At 59.6% G+C, this 20,993-nt stretch carries 16 protein-coding genes, 1 pseudogene and 1 riboswitch; all 17 genes and pseudogenes read right to left on the reverse strand.

Going from position 1 to position 20,993, the window contains the following annotated elements; genetic code table 11:
* Positions 1–76: 76 nt before the first annotated feature.
* Complete coding sequence (locus FY528_RS08700) at positions 77–1,363, reverse strand: sulfate adenylyltransferase subunit 1 (RefSeq protein ID WP_149070610.1); 1,287 nt, start codon at positions 1,361–1,363, stop codon at positions 77–79.
* 91 nt (positions 1,364–1,454) lie between these two features.
* Entirely contained in the window at positions 1,455–2,366 is a 912-nt protein-coding gene (gene cysD / locus FY528_RS08705) for a sulfate adenylyltransferase subunit CysD (RefSeq protein ID WP_149070611.1), read from the reverse strand.
* A gap of 23 nt (positions 2,367–2,389) precedes the next feature.
* On the reverse strand, positions 2,390–3,163 hold the full coding sequence (locus FY528_RS08710; protein ID WP_149070612.1) for a phosphoadenylyl-sulfate reductase: 774 nt from the start codon (positions 3,161–3,163) through the stop codon (positions 2,390–2,392).
* Between the two features lie 314 nt (positions 3,164–3,477).
* Positions 3,478–3,569, reverse strand: a riboswitch (SAM riboswitch).
* 402 nt (positions 3,570–3,971) lie between these two features.
* On the reverse strand, positions 3,972–5,462 hold the full coding sequence (locus tag FY528_RS08715) for a lipopolysaccharide biosynthesis protein (RefSeq protein ID WP_149070613.1): 1,491 nt from the start codon (positions 5,460–5,462) through the stop codon (positions 3,972–3,974).
* A gap of 63 nt (positions 5,463–5,525) precedes the next feature.
* Positions 5,526–6,905 (reverse strand): DUF7033 domain-containing protein, encoded by a 1,380-nt coding sequence (locus tag FY528_RS08720; RefSeq protein WP_149070614.1) that lies wholly within the window; start codon positions 6,903–6,905, stop codon positions 5,526–5,528.
* Between the two features lie 27 nt (positions 6,906–6,932).
* On the reverse strand, positions 6,933–7,562 hold the full coding sequence (locus FY528_RS21550) for a T9SS type B sorting domain-containing protein (RefSeq protein WP_149070615.1): 630 nt from the start codon (positions 7,560–7,562) through the stop codon (positions 6,933–6,935).
* Positions 7,563–9,610: 2,048 nt separating this feature from the next.
* Positions 9,611–10,207 (reverse strand): annotated as a pseudogene (locus FY528_RS21555) (LamG domain-containing protein); the annotation flags it as partial.
* A 31-nt stretch (positions 10,208–10,238) separates the two neighbouring features.
* Positions 10,239–11,534 carry a glycosyltransferase family protein gene (locus FY528_RS08735; protein ID WP_149070617.1) on the reverse strand — a complete coding sequence of 432 codons (1,296 nt, stop codon included), beginning with the start codon at positions 11,532–11,534 and terminating at the stop codon, positions 10,239–10,241.
* Positions 11,535–12,575, reverse strand: coding sequence for a pseudaminic acid synthase (gene pseI, locus FY528_RS08740; RefSeq protein WP_149070618.1), 1,041 nt, complete (start codon positions 12,573–12,575; stop codon positions 11,535–11,537).
* A gap of 30 nt (positions 12,576–12,605) precedes the next feature.
* Complete coding sequence (locus FY528_RS08745; RefSeq protein WP_149070619.1) at positions 12,606–13,295, reverse strand: DUF4328 domain-containing protein; 690 nt, start codon at positions 13,293–13,295, stop codon at positions 12,606–12,608.
* Positions 13,296–13,316: 21 nt separating this feature from the next.
* Complete coding sequence (pseG, locus tag FY528_RS08750; RefSeq protein WP_149070620.1) at positions 13,317–14,807, reverse strand: UDP-2,4-diacetamido-2,4,6-trideoxy-beta-L-altropyranose hydrolase; 1,491 nt, start codon at positions 14,805–14,807, stop codon at positions 13,317–13,319.
* Positions 14,804–15,559 (reverse strand): cytidylyltransferase domain-containing protein, encoded by a 756-nt coding sequence (locus tag FY528_RS08755; protein ID WP_149070621.1) that lies wholly within the window; start codon positions 15,557–15,559, stop codon positions 14,804–14,806. The genes pseG and FY528_RS08755 overlap by 4 nt, the downstream gene beginning before the upstream one ends.
* The gene (locus tag FY528_RS08760) at positions 15,544–16,338 is read right to left on the reverse strand and encodes an SDR family NAD(P)-dependent oxidoreductase (RefSeq protein WP_222931799.1); all 795 of its coding nucleotides are present in this window, start codon (positions 16,336–16,338) and stop codon (positions 15,544–15,546) included. Before FY528_RS08760 ends, FY528_RS08755 begins: the two co-directional genes overlap by 16 nt.
* Positions 16,326–17,204 carry an aldo/keto reductase gene (locus FY528_RS08765; RefSeq protein ID WP_149070622.1) on the reverse strand — a complete coding sequence of 293 codons (879 nt, stop codon included), beginning with the start codon at positions 17,202–17,204 and terminating at the stop codon, positions 16,326–16,328. Before FY528_RS08765 ends, FY528_RS08760 begins: the two co-directional genes overlap by 13 nt.
* Positions 17,204–18,379 carry a UDP-4-amino-4,6-dideoxy-N-acetyl-beta-L-altrosamine transaminase gene (gene pseC / locus FY528_RS08770; RefSeq protein WP_149070623.1) on the reverse strand — a complete coding sequence of 392 codons (1,176 nt, stop codon included), beginning with the start codon at positions 18,377–18,379 and terminating at the stop codon, positions 17,204–17,206. The genes FY528_RS08765 and pseC overlap by 1 nt, the downstream gene beginning before the upstream one ends.
* A 70-nt stretch (positions 18,380–18,449) precedes the next feature.
* On the reverse strand, positions 18,450–19,658 hold the full coding sequence (locus FY528_RS08775) for a porin (protein WP_149070624.1): 1,209 nt from the start codon (positions 19,656–19,658) through the stop codon (positions 18,450–18,452).
* A gap of 169 nt (positions 19,659–19,827) precedes the next feature.
* Positions 19,828–20,847 carry a UDP-N-acetylglucosamine 4,6-dehydratase (inverting) gene (pseB, locus tag FY528_RS08780; RefSeq protein WP_149070625.1) on the reverse strand — a complete coding sequence of 340 codons (1,020 nt, stop codon included), beginning with the start codon at positions 20,845–20,847 and terminating at the stop codon, positions 19,828–19,830.
* Positions 20,848–20,993: the final 146 nt, after the last annotated feature.

Below are 20,993 nucleotides of genomic sequence, written 5' to 3' on the forward strand. Positions count from 1 at the left end.
GTATTGAAAGAGGAATGCGTAGGTGAGAGAAGTAACCCGTTATGCTGAGCGCAGCCAAGGCATGAGGGCCGGAGGGCTAGATGGAAAAGGCTACCGGCGAAGGCTCGGGGGCGGTGAAGTAGTTAGCGTTGGCGGCGCCAATGAGGCCGGCGGCCAATGTGTCGCCGCTGAGCTCGTCTACCAGAATAAAGGAGCCGGTAGCGCGGTTCTGGTGGTAGTTATCCACGGCGACTGGCACGGCCGTTTTCAGGCGTACCCGCACAATGTCGTTGAGCTGAGCCGAGTCGGCGGCAGCACGGCCGAAGGTGTGCACGTTTACTTTGTGCAGAATGGTGGGTATAGCCGCCTTTACCAGCGCTGAGTGATGCTGAAGCAGCAACTTTCGACCCGGCCACAGGGGCTGCTCGCTCATCCAGCACAAGGTAGCTTCCAACTCCCGGGTAAGGGTGGGCTCGTCGCTGGCCGGCACAATGGAGTCACCGCGGCTTACGTCCACATCATCGCGCAGCCGGATGACCACTGCCTGCGGGGCCGAGGCCGCTTCCACCTCCTGCTGATTAACTTCAATAGCTTCAATGGTCGTCTCCGAGCCGGAGGGCAGCACGCGTACCCGGTCGCCGCGACGGTACTGTCCGCTCAGCACCTGGCCCGCGTAGCCGCGGTAGTCGGGTAGCTCAGGCGTTTGAGGGCGGATGACATATTGCACCTGAAAGCGAGGAGCAGCTGCGGTTTCTACGGCGCCAGGCACGCTTTCCAGGTGCTCCAACAGGCTGGGGCCCGTATACCAGGGCAGGTGCTTGGAGCGGCTTACCACGTTGTCGCCATTCAGGGCGCTGAGGGGAATGGCCGTGGCCGTGGGAAGCTGGAAGTGGTCGGTGAGGGCGGCGTAATCGGCCGCAATCTGGTCGAAAACGGTTTCATCGAAGTTCACCAAATCCATCTTGTTCACGGCCAGCACGAAGTGGCGGATGCCCAGCAGGGCAGCAATGAGGGTATGGCGGCGCGTCTGCTCAATCACGCCCTGGCGCGCATCTACCAGCACAATGGCCAGGTCGGCGTTGGAGGCGCCGGTCACCATGTTGCGGGTGTACTGCACGTGGCCGGGGGCATCCGTGATGATGAACTTGCGGCGGGGCGTGGTAAAATATTTATAGGCTACATCAATGGTGATGCCCTGTTCCCGCTCGGCGCGCAGGCCGTCGGTGAGCAAAGCCAGGTCCACCACGCCGCCCGAGGCCTGGCGCTTTTCCAGGGCCGCCAGCACATCCAGCGACACGGATTCGGAATCGTAGAGCAGGCGCCCAATCAGGGTGCTTTTGCCGTCGTCTACGCTGCCGCAAGTAATAAATCGGAGAAGGTCCAAAGTCGTTAGATCTTAGAAGTTAGAGCTTAGAACTGAGAAGAGGGAGACGGAACTATCTATGTTCTACGCTCTAACTTCTCACCTCTATTAATCAGAAATACCCGTTGCGCTTGCGGTCTTCCATGCCGGCTTCGGAGATATTGTCGTCGAGGCGGGTAGCGCCCCGTTCGCTTACCTTGGCCAGGAGCAGGTCCTGGATGATGTCTTCCACCGTGGCCGCGTCGCTTTCCACGGCGGCCGTGCAGGTGGAGTCGCCCACCGTGCGGAAGCGCACCTGCCGGGTGACAATCTCATCGTCTTTTTCCAGGCGAATGTGCTCGGTAAGTCCTAGCAGCTGGCCCGAGGGCAGCACCACGCAGGTGCGCTCGTGGCCGAAGTAGATGTCGGGCAAGGCAATGTTTTCGCGCTGGATGTAGCGCCACACGTCCAGCTCTGTCCAGTTGGAAATCGGGAACACGCGCACATTTTCCCCCTTCTGAATGCGGCCGTTGTAGATGTTCCACAGCTCGGGGCGCTGGCGCTTGGGGTCCCACTGGCCAAACTCGTCGCGCACCGAGAAGATGCGTTCCTTGGCGCGGGCCTTTTCCTCGTCGCGGCGGGCTCCCCCAATGCAGGCATCAAACTCAAACTCCTCGATGGTTTCCAGCAGGGTGTAGGTTTGCAAGGGGTTGCGGCTGGGGTACTTGCCCACCGGCTCGCGCAGGCGCTGGCGCCGGATGGTGTCTTCCACGCTGCGCACAATCAGCTTCTCGCCCAGCTGCTCGGCCAGGGCGTCGCGGTAGGCCAGTACCTCGGGAAAGTTGTGGCCGGTGTCCACGTGCACCAAAGGAAACGGAAAGCGGCCCGGGCGGAACGCCTTCTCGGCCAGGCGCGTGAGCACAATGGAGTCTTTGCCACCCGAGAACAGCAGGGCGGGCCGCTCAAACTGGCCGGCTACTTCCCGCAGGATGTGGATGGCTTCGGCTTCCAGCCGGTCGAGGTAATCGAAGGAAGGGGTACTCATACGAAACGGGTATTGCTTGTTACTTAGTGGGTGGGCACCGGCTCTACCACCGGGTCGGGGCCGTTGTGCACGGCGGTGGCGTGCAGGCCGCACTCCTTGGCCGAAAGGTCTTCCCACCACCAGCGGCCGGCACGGAAGTCCTCGCCCGGTTTGATGGCGCGGGTGCAGGGCGCGCACCCGATGCTCACGAAGCCTTGTTTGTGGAGCGTGTTCACCGGGATGCCGTGCTCCTGGGTGAAGGCCACGGCCTCGTCCCAGGTCCAGTCGAAGAGCGGGTGTACTTTAATCAGGTTATGCGCTGCATCCCACTCCACGGGCTCCATGGTTTGGCGGTTCTGGGACTGCTCGGCCCGGATGCCCGTTACCCAGGCGTGCTGTCCGGCCAGCGCCCGGTTCAGGGGCTCCACTTTGCGGATGTAGCAGCACTCCTTGCGGTTTTCCACGCTTTCGTAGAAGGAATTAGGGCCTTTCTCCAGGAGCAGGGTCTGCACGCTGTCCTGACGCGGGGCAAACACTTCAATCGGCTTCTGGTACCGGAGTAGGGTCTTGTTCCACGTCGCGTAGGTTTCCTGGAAGTTGCGGCCAGTATCGAGGGTGAACACCCGGATGGGCAAGTCAAACTCAAAAATCAAGTGGGTGATAATCTGGTCTTCCAAGCCAAACGAGGTAGAGAAAACCGCCGAAGTAAGGTGCAGGGAAGCTACCAGGCGTAACCGCTCCAGGGCAGTTGCTTGCGTGAGCTGAAGGCGTAGGTCGTCCAGCTGCGGAACGGCCAACGCGGCTGAGGCTGCGGGCATACGAACAGGAAGTGGGGAGAAGAACCCGCCGTAAGAGGGCAGGGGTTCGGCCAGATGGAGCCCCGAAGTAGAGGCCAGCTTGCAGCAAAGGCAGCTGGGCAAGTACGGCAGGGCGTGAATGGGCGTGGGCAGGGATAGGAGCTGCCACGCATGGCAGCTCCTTACAAGGCTGAGCTTAGCCTAGGCGCCGGGAAAGGGAGGGGTGTGAACTAGCAACAACACGCCATGCCCATCATAGCACAACACCCATGCTGTACAGCAATGGAGGTGGCGGAGGCAGTGGCGAGGTTGGACAAGTAGTTCACGGCTTGTTGTTTTTATATGTTCAGGACTTGGCACCGTTTCGGATGGTCCGCTGGTTGCCGGCGTTTCCTAGAGCCTGTCTCTCCACGCCTCTGTATAAAAACAATCCTTTGGGGGGTAAAGAATTGGTAAGACAAATGTACGAGCCGAAATTTTATAGTTCCAAATTTTCTTTTCTCGCGAGCCGCTGCCTACCAGGGAAGGGAGCCGCTGATTTATCGGAAATATCTAACTCAGGGGGCTCTAATCGACTACTTAGGAAATAGTGTTTTTCAATCTGGCTGCCAGCTGGGTAGTGTGGTAAGAATACAATTTCTACGACTGCTGCTTTGCTTGGGGCCAGCCAATAGATAGGGCCCATCTACCATCCTAAAAAAACTTTATTGACTGGTTATGCCATTTCACCCTAATGATTTCCAATGAGCGTCATCAACTAGCTTGGGCTTCCCGAAGTTCAGCGGAGAGGCCCTTGACTGCGGGCCTGCACTAACCGGCGAGAGTGCAATCAGGCTGGCGGGTTTTGGCGGCGAAATTTTTGCAGCAGCGCCGTGGCTTCCGGGGCTGATTTGGTGAGCAATATCAGCGCGGCGTACACTATTGTCAGTACTGTAGAGCGCAAGAGCATGGTGGCCAGCGCCGAATTGAAAGCCGGCATTAGCCAAGCCGCGCCGCCGGCAACGGCCGCGCTGAGCAAAATCAGCGGTATACGGACCGTGAAGGGCTGCATGCGGTAGCTGTGCCATACAAACCAGGTGCGTGCCAGGTTGATGCTGACAATAGCCAGCAGAAACGCCACGGCCGCGCCCGTGAGCCCCAGGCGCGGAATCAGCACCGCATTCAGCCCAACGGTAACCAGGGCCAAGGACACGTTGAAGAGCAGGTCGTAGCGGTAGCGCGGGGACGTGACGAGGATGAGCCCGTTGAGCCCCGTGATGCCATCAAAGAGGCGGGCGGCCAGCAGCACCAGCACGGCCGTGGTGCCGGCCTGCAGGGCCGGGTTGTTCATCAGGCCGTAAATGAAATCCAGGTTCAGGCCGATGCCCAGGGCCAGGTAGCAGCCCAGCACGGCGTTCAGGCGGGTAGTGTCGCGGTAGAAGGCAGCCATGCGCGGCAGGGCATTTTCCTTCCAGTAGTCGGCCAGCAGCGGAAAGGCAATTTTGTTGAGCGAGCGGGCCGGCAGCGTGAGGGCCGTGCTGATGAAAAAGGCAATGCTGTACACACCCGCCGCCGCCAGGTTCAGCTGGGAACTCACCATCAGCGTGTCAATATTCATGATGATGGTGCCCGAGATATTAGCCAGCAGCGCAAACGCCCCGAAGCTCAGAATACCCCTTATCGGTTGCACCCGCAGAGCCGCCGTGGTTGGCCGCACGTGCAGCTCACCGATGTACGCCAGATAAACCGTGAGTAGCAGCGCAATGCCGCTCATAGTGCCGATGTACGCCAGCACGTAGCCGTGAAATGACAAGTAGCCCAGCCCGTAGAGTACTGCCGCGCCGGCCTGTAGCACCCGCAGCAGGATTTCCTGCACAAACGACGAAAACGCCGTGTGGTACAACCCTTTCAGGTAGGCATCCTGCAGGGAATAGAGCATCACAAACAGCGCCAGCCCCGCGGCCCAGCCATAGTAAGAACTAATAAGGGCGCGGTCCTGGGCGTGCTCGTAGAAGCCCAGTACCAGCGGCTTTCCGCTCAGGTAGAGCAGCGTGACCAAGCCAAACCCCAGCAACGGAATACCCAGCAGCAAGGGCAAGAAGCCTTGGTGCCCGGCCTCCCGATTGCGGAAATACGGGAAAAACCGGATGCCCACGCTGGCAAAGCCCAGGGCGGAGAGCTGGGCGTAAATGGTGGCAATAGACAGCAAGGTGCTCGTGAGGCCCAACTGGTTGGCGGCCAGAAAGCGCGGCACGATGAAGGCCGTGTTGAGAAAACCCAGCGCCAGCCCGAGGTAGGAAATAATGGTATTGCGCAGCCCCTGCCGCTGAACGATGCCCAAAAGTGAATGAGTGAATGAGTGAATAAGTGAATAAGTAAGGAGCCATTCGATGTATGGGTCCTGTCACATCCACTCACAAATATCCCGGCCGTTGACAAAGGACGCGTTGCGGCTGCGAAGGTACTTCATGAGGGCGTGGAACTCGCGGGGGCCGTTGTGGTGGTTGACCGGGTCGAAGTTCTCGTTGTGCCAAAGTACCGTGCACACGCCCCCGAACCGCACTATTTCCGTCAGCATGGGCAGCAGGGCCGGCAGCACTTCCGCTGGTTTCAGCTGCAGGTAGCGCGGGTGGTAGAGTGTGGCGTCCATCACGTTCAGCGGAATTTCCAGGAAGTCACAGGCAGCGCCGGTCTGAAAGTTGAACGGGTAGAATGGCTGGCAAAAGGAATTCCGAAAGCCAAAATGCTCGGCAAACCCCAAGGTGGAGTCATAGGAAAACCCCGCCTGCTGCACCAGCTGCGGGGTGGAGCGCGGTTCCCAGCACAGGTAATGAAACCGCAAGCCCAGAGGCGGCACCGTAGCTTTGCCTACCGCGGCGGCCTCGGTTTGTAGCTGGCTCAGGTTGCGAGCAGTGCCGATGCTGGCGTGCACCGCCGCCTCGGCACCGGCTGCCTGCAGCGCAGGCCACTGGGCCTGGATAGTAGTCAGCTGATAATCTGCATTGGGAGTGCCGTTAGCGGCTTTTTCATTTTCAGGCAGAATGAAAAAAGTGCTTTTAGCTCCGTAGCCTGCCACGGTTTGCTGCACCTCCGCCAGATTATCCCAGGTGTCTTTCTCCTTAAAGTGCCGCCAGAACTGCCGGCCAAAGCTGAGTAGCCGCCCCTGGCGCAGGGCTGCTTTGGCCGGAGCCTTCCAGGCACTGTGCAGGCTGTCGATGTCGTGGGTGATGAAGGCGGCCCATTGGGCATTGCCAGCCCAGCAGCGCGGGTGCAGTAGCTGGCCGGTCACGTGCTCTATGGCCTTTCTGAGCACGTCGAAATAGTAGTTGACGACGGGCACGGCTACAAAGCCATAGCGCTGCTGCACGCTGGCCATGTATGGAAACCGCCCGTGCTGATCACGCTCCGCGGAGAAATACTCCTGCCAGCCGCTGAGCAGATAGAAAGCCGCCGAAATGAGGTCGGCCCGAACGAGGACCTTTTGTTCCGGCAGCAGTTCCAGTAGCGGACCTTCCGACGTGAAGAAGAACGGTATCCGCTGACCGAGCCACTCGTGCCAGGTGGGCTCGGGTGGAAAAGGCGCTACGTCATCGAAAAAGCCTTGGGCATGATCCTCTATCTGCAGTTGCTTGCCCATTTGCCCTTCCACGGAAGTGCGCAAGGCTTCGGGGCCTGGGTAGCACTGCCAGAAGTGCTGTAGCACGTACCGCGTTTGGCTGGCACGCGAAACACCGGAAGCCGCCGCTTCCGGAATGGCACGGCCGTACAGGGTGTCGATTTCCATGCGCCGAAAATACGGGAATACAGCGCCTTACCGCACCACTTCCAGCCAGCCTTTGTAGGTGCTCCGCGTATCGGCCCGCTGCAGCACAAAGTAGTAAGCTCCCGCGGCGGCCGTAGCGCCCCAGTCATTGGCATACCGGCTGGTGGTATACACCTGCTTGCCCCAACGGTTGAAGACCGTTAAAGACCAGGTACCAGTAGCCGTGGCCAGCAGCTGGAAGGTGTCGTTTTTACGGTCGCCGTTGGGCGTGATGATGTTGGGTACACACAGCTCAAGCTGGATAGACCGGGAGGCCGTTTGGGTACCACAAGCATTGCTGACCTGCACCGAGTAGGTGCCCGGCTGCCGCACCGTGAGGGTGCGGCCCGCAGTACCATCGTTCCAGCGGTAGGTCAGAAATTCGCCCTGCGGTGCCCGGAGCGTAATGGCTTCTCCCTCGCAGGCGGTTGTGTCGGCCCCGAGGCTGAAGTTGGGAATAGCTGCCGCCGCCCGAACCGTTACGCGCTTGCTGATGGAGCAACCCGATGGATAGGTAGCCGTGACGGTGTACGTGCCAGTGGCTGCAAGGGAAACATTGGCGGTGGCGGTGCCATTGCTCCAACGGTAGGAGGTAGCACCCTGCCCAACGGCCTGAAGGGCTCGGCCGCGCCCGGGCATAGTAGCGAGTCGCCGGTAATCGTGAGCGTGGGTTGGAACAGCATGACGGTGTGCTCATCCGTGACCGTGCACCCGCCCGGGTAAGTAGCCGAGACGGAGTACGTGCCGGGTTTGGTTACCGAAATAGCGGCCGTGGTGGCCCCGGTATTCCATTTGTAAACAACGCCCTTGCCCTCCGTCGCCTGGAGCTGTACCGAGCCGCCCGCACAAATCTGGGTAGCTCCGGCAATAGCCACGGCTGGCTGAATAACCGTGCGCTTCGCCGTCAGGGTACAGCCATTGGGGTAGGTGACGGTGAGGGTATACGTACCGGCTTGCGCTGGACTGATGCTGGCCGTGGTGGCCCCGGTGCTCCAGCGGTAAGTAGCTCCTGCCACGGTTAGCGTTGGGGTGAGAGAAAGCGCCCTGCCAGCGCATAACACCGTATCCGCCGACAGCGTGAGCTTGGGCTGAACTACGGTGCGGCGCGCCTCTACCTGGCAGCCATTCGGATACGTGGCTACCAGGGTGTACGTGCCAGGCTGAGCTACGATGAGGGCTTCGGTGGTGGCCCCGGTATTCCAGCGCACTCCCGTAGCCCCCGCCGTAATAGACTGAACGCGGAGCTGCAACGTGCCATTGGGGCACAGGAGCGTATCAGCACTTAGCTTCAAGGCGGGTTGTACCACCGTGTGCTGGCTGGTGACGGTACAGCCGCTGGGGAACTGAGTGGTGACGCGGTAGGTGCCCGGCTTGGTTACCTGAATGGCCGCCGTAGTGGCGCCGGTGCTCCACTGGAAGGTAGCACCCGTAGCTGGAGTAGCCGTGGCCTGTAGGGTAGTAGTGCTGTTGGCGCACAACAGGGTTGCCCCCGTAACGCGTACCGTCGGCGCGCTGAGGGTAGTAGATGAGGTGAGCGTGCAGCCATTGGCAAAAGTGGCCGTCACGGTATAGGTTCCTGCCTGCGTTACGGGTAGCGTAGCGGTGGTGGCCCCGGTGCTCCATTTGTAGGTAGCCGTAGGCGCGGCCTGCGCTTTCAGCTGCACGGTGGTGCCAGGGCATACAAGCGAGGGACCAGTAAGCTGTAATGTGGGAATACTGATGGTGCGGCTGCTGGTCAGCGTGCAGCCGTTGGGGAAGGTGGCCGTTACGGTATAGGTACCGGCTTTGGTTACCGCCAAGGTGGCGGTAGTCGCGCCGGTGTTCCATTTAAAGGAAACCCCGGCGGTTGGCGTCACGGCCCGCAGCTGTACACTGCTCCCGCTGCACAGCAGGGTTTCGCCTTCCAGGGCCAATGTGGGGGCTACCACGGTTTGACTACCCGTGATGGTACAGCCCCCGGCCAGCGTCACCGTAACGGAGTAAGTACCTGCCTGGGTAACGGAAATTGTGGAGGTAGTGGCCCCGGTGCTCCACTTGTACGCCGACGCGCCGGGCACGGAAACACCCAGCTGCAGCGCGCTGCCCGGGCAAAGCAGCGTTCCACCCGTTATGTCAACTTTTCCTCCATCCCCGGCGGAGGATACCGGAATGTACTCGCTCCGGTACGACTGAGCCGCTAGTACCAGGCTCTCATTGCTTAACACGGGCGCCGCTTCCGTCCAGGTGTTGGTGTTGGTCGAGCGGGTGTAAAGGTCCGTGCAGCTGCTGGCACCTGCTTCAGGGTGTAGGCGCAGCTGGTAAGTGCCCGTGCTGCCCCGGCTAAACACACCAAAGTAAGTATCCGTAGCGCTGCCGACGGGCTTTATTGACGGGGCCTGATTCACGGCATACAACTGCACCCCATCCGTAAGTGCTAGGCTGCTGACAATGGCCGAGTCTCCATTAGCCGCTTTTAAACCCAGCTTGGCTTTGCTAAGGTTACTGCCGTAAATCGATGCTGACAAGTCGCCGATAGGCGCACCGGAGAGCTTCCAGGGGGCATTGCCAAAATTCTGCAGGGTGCCATTCACCGGCACACTTCCTTTATCGATAACGGTGGTGCCGCTGCTTTGGTCAAACGTGTAGTAACCAACCAGCTCCGCTGGAGCCGTCGTCAGCTTGCGGCACATGTTGGCCTGAATCTGCTCGGCCGTAAGGGCCGTCCGCCACAGCTTTATCTCGTCGATTTCGCCGGAGAAGAAATTTTCCGATTGAACGAAATACTTACCAATGGCCAAGGTGGAGGAAGTAGTCAGGTCAGCTTTTGAGTAACCGTAAGCACGACTGTTTTCCAGAACGCCATCCACGTAGATCTTCCACACGTCGATATCACATACTCCTACGACGTGGTGCCAGCGCCCATCATCAATTCGCGTTGTTGAAGGGCCAGACGACATATAAACCCCGACGTTAGCGCGTCCATTAAAAGAAGCAGTACCATTTTGGGTAATTAGATGGTAGCCTTTTTCTTCAACCAGCGAATTAGAATACTTGCCAAGAATCCACTGATAGGAACTGCTGTTAGTCCGGATCCAAGCCTCCACGGTAACCTTATCTAGAATACCCCTGTTACTGGTCTCCGTATGGATGCTGGTAGAGTAACCGTTGAAATCCAATGTGTTGCCAGGGCCTGGAAGTGCTTGCGCTTGACTAGAAGAAGCACTTAGCAAGCTAAAGATTAACCAGGTAAAGGCAATAAAACGTGGAAGTCGTAAATGAGTGATATGCAGTAAATATTGGGGCATTAAATAGGGGGTGAAAGTAAAAATTATGCAATTAACAGTGTTTAAGCCAGTTTGCCAAAATCCGCAAGGCTTTCACTTTGCTACGGCCTTCATCGGGGGTACCCAGGGTAGCGTTGTAGTAAGTAGCCCGCAAGTACAAATCAGCTGGTTTATGCTTTTGATAAGCTCGCAAGGTGTTCCCCAATTCGGGTAAGGTATCGGCGCGGTCAATGAGGCCATGCGCTACATACCCATAGTAATCATCGAAGGAGGCTGGGCTACCCATGCGGAAGTAAATGCTGGCCAGATTCAGCAAAGTAGCTTCCAGGTGGGTGCTAGTGTCGGCCGCAATCAGCGCGTCGTGCTGGGCTAAGAACTCAAAAACGGTTTGCCCGCGCGCATCGGAAATGCGGAGTTGCGGGTGCTGGCGTTTGAGCTGAGTAAAGTCACGATTGTCGCTCGGGTGGGGGCGTAAGGTGACGGACAGGTCGGGTAGCTCCTGCTGCAAGTAGGCTACTACCTGCGCTATGGCAGCCAGATCATCGAGCAAGTTGCAGGCTAAGCCCACCTGCTGGATGTTGGATTTTCTGTTACGGTGGGCCAGAAAGGCATCGGCTTTGGGCATGCCCACCAGCTCCACGGCTCCACGGACTGGTCCACACTGCCGGTATTTATCTAAGGCATCCTGGCCTTCGAGCAAGCTTAAATCAAACTCCAGGGACGGGAAGTTGGTGCTCACGCTGGCGTGCTGCAGGTAAACGGTCGGAATGCCTTCGACGCGGCAAGCCAGCAGCAGGGCCCGGGCATCGTCGTTATGGTCGTTGGCAAAAACCACGGCTTTGGGCCGATAGTGACGTAAGGCCCGTCGATACACCTCGTAATAGCCGATGGCGCTGAATATCAGGTCGCAAAACCGCCAGGCTCGCCCACCAACTGTCCGCAGAAGGCCCAGCAAAACCAGCGGGAACTGCCAGTAGTACAGCAGCTTTTGCCGCAAGGATAGTCGGTTGACTTTCTGGTTGTAGCGCCCGATCTGTTTGCTTTGGCCAGCTACCAGTACACTATCGGGCCGGGCCTCCCGGATGAAATGCAGGGCGTCGTAGTTGTTCTGGCTGACCACGTAGAGCCACAAGGCCCCGCGCAGCTGCTCGGGGTTATGAATGGGCTTGAATACGTTGCCCACCAGCCGCAGCCCCGCGTAGCCAGCCATTTTGACGAGGCGGCGCAGCGGGTTGGCTGGGGAAATTCCTTCCAGGGTATGTGTAGGCAGCTGGGCAAATAAGTCCGTGAAGCGAAGCTGCAGGATGTTGCGCAGGCGGGCCGTAGCAGCGGCTAGGACCGTCGCCATTTACAGTGCGTCCCAGGTAAGGGCGGTACCGGCCCGCAGGGACTGGCGGGCGGGCTTGCCGAGTACTTGGTCGAAATACCGGGGAGGCAGACCGTCACCGGGCCGAACTACGCGCAGGTTTTCTTTGGTGAATACCTCACCCGCTGCAATGTCCTGGGCCACATACAAAGAGCGTTTGTAGAGGCGGCTTTTTTCCTCGGCCCGCTGAATGCCGTATTGCACCTGCCCAAGTGCCTGCCAGGCCCGTTCCGTTTCCGTAACTAGCTGCGCCACTTCTTCGGGCTCCAGAGAAAAGGCGGAGTCTACGCCGCCGTCGGCCCGGCGCAGGGTTACGTGCTTTTCCACTACGCAGGCCCCCAGGGCCACGGCGGCCACGGCCGCTCCCACGCCCATGGTATGGTCGGAAAGGCCCACCAGTGTATTGGGGAAAAGCTGCTGAAAGTGGGGTAGGGTGCGCAGATTCGTGTTTTGGGGCGTGGCCGGATATGTGCTGGTACACTTCAACAGGATCAGCTCCTGGCAGCCTGCGTCCCGCAGCACCTGCACGGCTTCGGCTACTTCGGCGAGCGTGCTGGCCCCGGTGCTCATAATGATGGGCTTGCCCGTGGCGGCTACGCGGCGCAGCAAAGGCCAGTCGGTGTTTTCGAAGGAAGCTATTTTGTAAGCCGGCACCTCCAGGGTTTCCAGGAAATCAACCGCCGTTTCATCAAAAGGGGAACTGAAGGCCAGCATGCCATGTTCCCGGGCCCGGTCGAAAAGGGGCCGGTGCCATTCCCAGGGCGTGTGGGCTTCCTGGTAGAGCTCATGCAGCTCGCGACCATACCACAAAGACGTGGGGTCGTCGATGCGGTAGGCCCCCGGCAGCGTCATCGTATCGGCCGTATAGGTCTGAAGCTTAATGGCATGAGCCCCCGCAGCGGCCATGGCATCCACAATGGCCAGCCCACGCTGCAAATCCTGATTATGGTTGCCGCTCAGCTCGGCAATGATAAAGGGCGGCTGGTCGGGGCCAACCAGGCGGGAGCCAATGGAGAAAGTCATAAGACAAAAATACGAAGCCAGCAGCTAGGCTCAGTATTCTTCCTGCGTGGGCAGTAGTTCTTGTGCCTTGGCCTCCTCCTGACCTAACGTTCCAACTTGGAGGCGGTAGGAAGCTTCTTGTTCTGCTTCATGCACGTAGCGGACCACTATTAGCGTAAGAATAGCGGAGGCTATATCAAAAAACGTTGAGATTAGTGCCCAGGCCGAGTTGTCGTCCGTGGCATTCGCTGCACTGCTTGACTCATAGTTAATGGTAACACTGTGCACTAGATACGCTATCCACCACCACCGTAGTAAGGTGTGGCCGCGGTAACGGCCAGCCATCTGCAGGGTGCCATACCACACTTCTTTCATAATGGTGTATGGGCGCACAAAATTTAGAAAAGGTATAAACCAAGCTCCTACTGCCCAACCATCAGTGTGCTGGGTCCGGATTCCAGCCTCCCGGATGTTGAAGTATGCCCGCCGAAACCACTGCAGGAAAAACACCGAGCCCAGAAAAGTAGCAGCCACTTGACTAAGCCCAAGAAGGGTTGCTACGATTCCCCATATTTCCTCCGTGCCAAATCCGGTTGCAGTTTCTGAAAAAGCGTTAGGAAATGCTGCTGCTTGCTTAGTCAGCAGTATCGAGACAATATTGGTGAGAATAATCGACCAGAATAAGGCAATAGTTAATTGGGCCCGTTGGGAGTTATCACGTACTTCAGGAAGGGTATTCATCCGCGAGATATAGACTGAAAATCAAGAATGTAACCATTCAAAAGTCAGGGAAGCCATATGAGCGGGTGCATCCTGTGCTAGCATAAACCCAGCCCGCTCAAAGGCCTTCACCGAGGCAACGTTAGCGGCCTGCACGTGGCCCAGCACCCGCCGAACCGCCGGAAAATGCTCGGCCAGACGGCGCACCCCGGCCAGCAGCAGCAACGGCGCTAGTCCCCGTCCCCGAAACCCGGCATCCAGCTGATAGCTCAGCGTGGCTTCGTCGCCTTCGATGGCAAACCGGATAAGGCCTACGGGCTGGTCGGTAGCCGCTTCCTGAGCCAGCAAAAGCAGGGAATGCCTATCCTGCAGCTTGGCCGCCAGCCATTGCGCGTGCTGAGCGGGCGTAATGGGCGTGGGGTTAAAGGAGAACTGCCTTACCAGTGGGTCATTGGCCCAGGCAAGCAGTAGCGCTGCGTCGGCAGTTGTTACCGGACGAAGATAAAAAGGAGGTGGGGGCAACAGCAGGGCCTTGAACTCCTGCCGCAGGCGGGTAGGAGCCAGGCCATCGAAGACCCGTTGCTGAGCAGTGCGTAAGCGCGCCGCTACCCGATGCGCCTCCGGGGATGTCAGCACGTTAGCAGCCGCGGTATACGGCAGAGCGAGGCCGGCTTCGCGCAGATAGTGGTCAATATCGTACTGATTATCGGCGGTAGGCAGCAAAAAAAGCAACCCGCCTCGGCTGGCATACTCGTAGCTCACCGTGCTGGCGGAGCAGACGGCCGCCCCACACTGCTGCATCAGATTGGCTAGGTCGGCCCCTGAAAGGCTGCGGTGCAGGGTAAGCCGCGGCTGCTCCTGCGCCCAGCCAAGTAGGCTTTCCCAGCCTTGGTAGGCGCTGCCCACGACTGCATGCACTTGCTGAACGGTGGGTAGCAACAGCAAAGCCGCAGCCACCCGTTGGGTTTGGTGGGTAGGGTCGGCTCCGCCCAGGCACACGAGCACCGTTTGCGGAGCAGCGGCTTCTTCGGTAGCCGGGGCCCGAAAAGGGGCGCGGAGGGGGGCATACGCGGGGCCACTGAGGAGGCGGGCTCCCGGCTGACGCAATTCGTATTGTTGTCTGGTAAGGCCGCCCGCCGGGTTCAATACTATGTCGGCGGCGGAAGGGTAGGCGTGCAGATCGTCCAGGCAGACCAGCCGGTTGATGGCACCCCGGAGCGTATTCTGGTAGTCGTAGCGAAACTCGTACCCATCCAGCACGACTACATCGGTGGGCCGCAGTTCCTGGCGCACCAAGTAGGTAGCTTCTTCCACTAAGGGCTGCAGCGGGAGGGAAACCACAGCTAGCCCTGCAGATTCCAGCAATTCCTGTAACGCGGGATCAGGCTCCCGAAGCAGAAACCTAATTTCCGGGAAATCGGGCCGCAGAATTTCGGCCAGGGCCAGCAGCCGCATCACGTGGCCCAGCCCAATGCGGGCGTTGCCATCGGCCCGGAGGATCAGACGGGGAGTTGAAGATACATTTCCCGTCATACTACCCTGATTTGTTGATTGGCTGCGTTGATTTGGGGAAGCCACGGGTAGCGTAAGTAAAGGGCGTCTACATCGGCCAGCGAAAAGTCAGGCGGCAACGAGGAATAAAGCAGTTGTAGCAGGGCGTAGTCACTGGGGTAATCAACTGTGAGCCGGTAGCTGGCCCAGGCTTTGTTCTCGGGTGCCAGGTCAATTTCCTGGACATTAAACCGTTCCTGGTGCCGCCGGATATATGGGGTCACATGCTCCCTTTCTTCTGTCAAAAGAGCTTGGTTATGCGCTTGCTGTAAGGCTTCGTAGCGAATAATTTCAAGATTGGTGCCCAGGGGCAAGCCAGTTGACATGGTATAGTCGGCCGCCGCCTGGTGGTGATGCGCCAGCGCAAGGTTGATGTAGCAAGGATCTATGGCCGGGTTGTCGGCCGTAAGCCGGACAACGGTATCAAGCTGGGACGCCGTAGCGGCTTCGTAGAAACGGGCCAGTACGTCTTGCTCACTTCCGCGGAATACCTTGGCTCCGGCGGCAGCGGCTACCGCGGCTACTTCGTCATCGGTTCCCAGAGTAGTTGTAGCCACAATTACGGTGGTTATATCGGCGCGCAGCGCCCGCTCAATTACCCGGGCCAGCAAGCTTACTTCACTGGCTAGGGGCAGAGGCAGCAAGGCTTTGCCGGGCAGGCGTGAAGAACCCATCCGAGCCTGAATAATGGCGCCGACCCGCGGCGCTTGGCGTTGAGTTAGCGAATGGTCCATCCCCCATCTACCACTAAGTTGTGACCCGTCACAAAGTCGGCGGCCCGGGAGCTCAGAAACACAAAGGCTCCCGCCAGATCCTCGGGCTGGCCGATGCGCCCCAGCGGAATCCGCTGCTCCAACTCGCGGATAAACGCCGGGTGAGCCTGGGCACCGCTGCCGGGGAAAGCTCCCGGCGTCACGCAGTTCACTTGAATGTTTTCCGGCCCCAGGTAAGAAGCGAAATATTTGGTAAGCTGAATAACGCCTGCCTTGGCCGCGCCATAGTGCGGCGGGTTGATGAACTGCGGCGTAGCGTGATAAGCCCCGAAATCAGGGGCTACTACCCCGTACATAGAAGCCACGTTGATGACTTTACCCCGGCCCTGCTGGCGCATATAGGGCAGCACTTCACGCAGGCAACGGTAGGCCGAGCCCACCGAGCCATCTAGGCCAAAGGCAAACTCCTCATCCGTCAGCTGATCCGGCTGGTTACCCTTGCTGTAGAAAGCATTGTTGATGAGCACATCAATGGCGCCAAACCGGGCCTGGCAGGCCGCAAAAGCCGTTTGCACAGAGACCGTATCGGCTACGTCACCTGGTTGGAAGTACAGGTTGCTGGTGTCTGCTCCCTGGAAAGCGGCTGCAAACTGCTCTTCCCGTCGGCCTATCACTACCACCGTAGCCTCATGGGCCAGCAGCCCCAACACCACGGCCCGGCCCAGGTGCCCATAGCCCCCGGTGATAAGTACCACTTGGTGGCGCAAGGAAAACAGCGAAACCGGGTCTAACGGGGCCATGTATACGGAAGGATAAATGTGTCGTGGGGTTCTGCGAAAGTAGACAAGACTGGCTGGGCTTGCAGAAACTGCGAATGAAACTGGCCTGCCCGCACGTTCTGCTGCAGGTTCTCCACCGAGTCAACCCCAATAACCACCCGGCTTACCTGCGGGAAAGAAGCCGCAAACAGCAGCAGCAGGACCTCTACCGGAAGCTGGTGTTGCGCAGCCACCGCGCGCAGGCGCAGAAGCTTGCCCCGCAGCGGAGAGAAGAAGGTAGGTAGCTGTTGCGGGTCACGCAGCAAGAGTCCCTGCAGAAAGGCGGAGCGGGCGTGCACCTCAATTCCGGCTGCTACCAGCCTTGGCAGCAGGGGCACGAAGCGTTGGTCCAGCACATTCAGCGGTAACTGTACTAAACTGACGGGCAGTTGCTTATCCAGCAGCCACTCGGCCTGCCACGGATGGTACAGGGAAACTCCAATGCGCTGCACCCGGCCGAGCATTTGGGCCTCCTGCAGTACCTGCCACGCCTCGGGCCATTGTTGCTGACCGGCAAAGTCGTGAAAAAGAATGCCATATACCTTGTCCTGTTCCAACCTTGCCAGGGAGGCTGCCAGCGCGGTGGCTACCTCGGCAGCCGGGCCCGCCCCAATTTTGGTGACAATGGCAAAACGTGGGGGGGGAATAGCGGGCAGGAGTTTCCCGAGGCGGGCTTCACTGTCGCCGTAGGCAGCGGCCGTATCAAGCAAGGTAATGCCCAGCGCCTGGGCCGTGCGCAGCAAGTCAGCCGCCTGCTCCAGGCTCGGCTGGCCGGCTGTGTTGTTGATGCCGTAGGATAACCCTAACTGAGCCGTCCCCAGCGCTATTCGCTTGGCAAAGTCCTGCATCACTGCCCCACAAACTCCCGGATGCACGCCACCACGTACTGCTGTTCCTCGTCCGTGAGGCTGGGGAACAGCGGAATGCTCAGGCAGTGCGCGTAGTAGGCTTCCGCGCGGGGAAAGTCGCCGGGCTGCCAGCCTAAGCTTTGGTAGTAGGGCATGGTATGCACCGGGATGTAGTGCACCTGCGCATAGATCTGCCGGGTACGCAGGAAGTCGTACAGCCCTTTGCGGTCGGCAACCTGAATCACGTACAGGTGATAGGCATGGCCCGCGGCTCCCGCCAGCGGGCGGACGCCCGGCGTAGCGGCAAAGGCGGCATCATAGTACGCCGCCAGTTGCCGCCGTCGGGCCAGCCCCGCCGCGGCCCGCTCCAGCTGACTGATGCCCAGGGCGCAGAGCATATCGGGCATACGGTAGTTGTAGCCCAGCTCCTGCATTTCCATGTACCAGCCCCCGTCGTTGCGGCTCATGTGCGCGGGGTCTTTGGTGATGCCGTGGGTGCGCAGGCGCAACAGGTGCTCGTACAGGTCGCGGCGGTTGGTGGTAATCATGCCACCTTCTCCCGTAGCAATGTGCTTGACGGGGTGAAAGCTGAAAATGGCCAGATCGGCAAACTGCCCGTTGCCGCACCACTGCTCCTGGCCCTCGGAGTCCGTGAAGAAGCCGCCGGGGGCATGGCAGCTGTCCTCTATCATCCACAGGTTAAACTCCGTGCAAAGTTTCCGGGCCTCTTCCAGATCCACGGGCAGCCCCGCAAAGTCCACCGGAATCAGACCGTGGAAATAGCCTTGGGGGTGACTTTCCAGCAACCGGCGCACGGCTTTTAGGTCAATCAGCGCGGTTGCGGGGTCGATGTCGGCAAAATGGACCTCGCCGCCGCAGTAGCGCACGCAGTTGGCCGAGGCCGAGAAGGTGATGGGCGTGGTAATGACGCGCTGCCCCGGCTGCACGCCCAGGGCCAGGGCGCACAGGTGCAAAGCCGCCGTACCGTTGGCCACCGCTACGGCGTAGCTGGCTCCTACGTAGGCGGCAAAGCGTTCCTCAAACTCGGCTACCTTCGGGCCCTGGGTCAGGTAGTCGGAGTACAGGGTTTCCGTCACGGCCTGCACGTCGGCGGGGGTGATGTGCTGGCGGCCGTAGGCGATGGGGCGGGTAGGCTGAAAAGCAGAGTCGGACATACAGCCCCAAATGTACGCTTCGGCGCCGGATGGCCCGCAGGCAGGCAATAATTGGCCGGTCCTCGGCGGCCTAGAAGTTGAGTTGGGCCTGGAGGCGTAGCAGACCGCCCCGTTGGCGGTTGTCGGGTTTCTGATGATCCTCAAAGCGGCGCGCCGACAGCGTGTACATCGTCACCAGCTCGAAGCTGGGTACGGGCTGCCACTCCACGCCCAGCTCGGCTTCGCGCACGGTGTAGCTGCGGGCATCTCGCTCGTGCTTCTTGCCCCCATCGTAGTACTGCACGCGCAGAAAGGGGTAAAACTGCTGCTGCTGGTAGCGCAGGCGGTAGTTGAGCAGCAAGTAGCCCCCGTGCAGGCGCTGGGTTTCGATGCTGTCGGTGCGGGAATTAAACTCGGGGCCACGGCCCACGTTGTATTCGGCCTGGAAGCCGAACGGCTGCGGATACAGCACCAGCGTGCCAGCCACGCGCTGGTCGGGGTAGCGCAGGTCGGGGCGGTGCTTCACGCCGCTGGATAGCTGGTCCCGGTTTACCACGTATTCCCCGGAGTAAGCCTGCAGCCCCGGCTCTACCAGCTGCCGGCCCAGCTGCAGTGGGTAAGAAGCCCGGGCGACCACGTGGCGCTGGTTGTTGAGCTCGGGGCGGTTGGCCGTCTGCCCGTTGAAAACGCCCACGCCCACCACGCCATAGTCGCCCGAGCCCTTCAACCCGTCTTTTACCAGCTGACTGAAAAGCCGGCGCGTGGCTTTGGGGGCCCAGTACACGAAAGCGCCCAAATCCCGCTCGTTGGAAAACGCACTGTTGATTCCGTCACTGCGGTCCAGGGGCAGGCGGTTCTGGCTGGACTGCATATTCTCGAAGCCGTAGGGAATCTTGCTTTGGCCCAGGCGTACCCGGAAGCGGTTGGCCTTATCGAGGCCCAGGTCCAGGTAGGCATCCCGCAGCAGGGCCGTATTCAGCGTAGAGCTGCCACTGACGGTGCTGGCAAAGTCGGGCTGGAGGTAGAAGTAGACCCGCTCGTGGAGCTGCCCGAAAAAGATGATGCGCATCCGCCGCAGCGAAAAGCCCCCGTTGCGGCCCCACGACCGGTCGCACTGCTCGCACTGCAGGTCGGGGTTGGTTTCCAGCAGGCGGTTGTAGCGCACCTGTACGTAGCCCCGAATGGATACCGCCTGAAACCACTGTTTCGGCGGCGGAGGCACTGATTTGGCGGAGTCGGGCGCCTGGCAGAATGCCGCGTTGCTGAGCAGCAACAAGACCAGGAGTAATGATTTGTTCATGAAATAATAATCTGGCCGTAAAGTGCGGCATTAGATATTACTTCACTGTGTCCGGAATATTACGGGAATGTTATCAATGGCAAAAGGCCGTTAAAAAGCCCCGCTGCCAACTCAGCTGAGTCGGTAGCGGGGCTTTTTGGCGGCCAGCAGTAAACGATACAAATCAGGCCTAAGCCTCAAAATCGGGGTCCACGTGCAGGCGGATTTCCTCGCGGATCTGATCCACGGTCAGCCATTCGGTGTTGTTGCTGGAATCGTAGTGAAAGCCGGGCTCCACGCGGCGGCCGTTGAAGCGCTGAATAAACTCCTCCACGTCCCAGCGCGGCGTGAAGGGCAGGATAACGTAGTACTTATCCAACTCCACGGTGCTCAGGGCATCCGTTTCCGTTATCATCTCCTCGTGCAGCTTCTCACCGGGCCGGATGCCTACAATTTCCTGGTGGCAGTTGGGGCCAATGGCTTTGGCTACCTCCGTGATTTTGTAGCTCGGAATCTTTGGGACGAAGATTTCACCGCCCCAGGCGTGTTCCAGGGCATACAGCACTAGGTCCACACCCTCTTCCAGGGAAATGTTGAAGCGCGTCATGTCGGGGTGGGTGATGGGCAACACCCCGGAGGCCCGCCGCTGCAGGAAAAAGGGCACTACGGACCCCCGGGAGCCGATAACGTTGCCGTAGCGCACCACCGAAAAGCGCAGGTTGCGGGAGCCTTTCATGTTGTTGGCGGCCACAAACAGCTTGTCGGAGCACAGCTTGGTAGCGCCGTAGAGGTTGATGGGCGCGGCGGCCTTGTCGGTGCTCAAGGCCACCACTTCCTGCACGCCGCAGTCCAGGGCCGCGTTTATCACGTTTTCGGCCCCGAAGATGTTGGTTTTGATGCATTCCATCGGGTTGTACTCGGCCGCGGGCACTTGCTTGAGGGCGGCGGCGTGTACGATAATATCGATGCCTTCGCAGGCACGCTTCATCCGCTCCGGGTCGCGCACGTCGCCAATGAAATACCGGATGGCGGGGTACTTACTGTTTGGGAAAGTCTGCGACATTTCGAACTGCTTGAGCTCGTCGCGTGAGTACACCACCAGGCGCTTTACCTGCGGATACTTCTCGAATACCGTTTGCACAAACTGCTTGCCGAACGAGCCGGTGCCGCCGGTTACCAGAATAGATTTATGATTGAGGTCGAGGGACATACTTAGAAAACAAGGCCAGGCAGCGTGCTGGCGGGAGGAAGGGTTGCAAAAGTAGGCATTCCGCCGCGAGCTTGCGTAGTTTTGTACCAAGGACAGAAAGCCCGCTTCCTGTCATGCTGAGCGAAGCCGAAGCATCTCTGCCGCTT

It is taken from the genome of Hymenobacter lutimineralis, from assembly GCF_008271285.1.
Classification (GTDB): Bacteria; Bacteroidota; Bacteroidia; order Cytophagales; family Hymenobacteraceae; genus Hymenobacter; species Hymenobacter lutimineralis.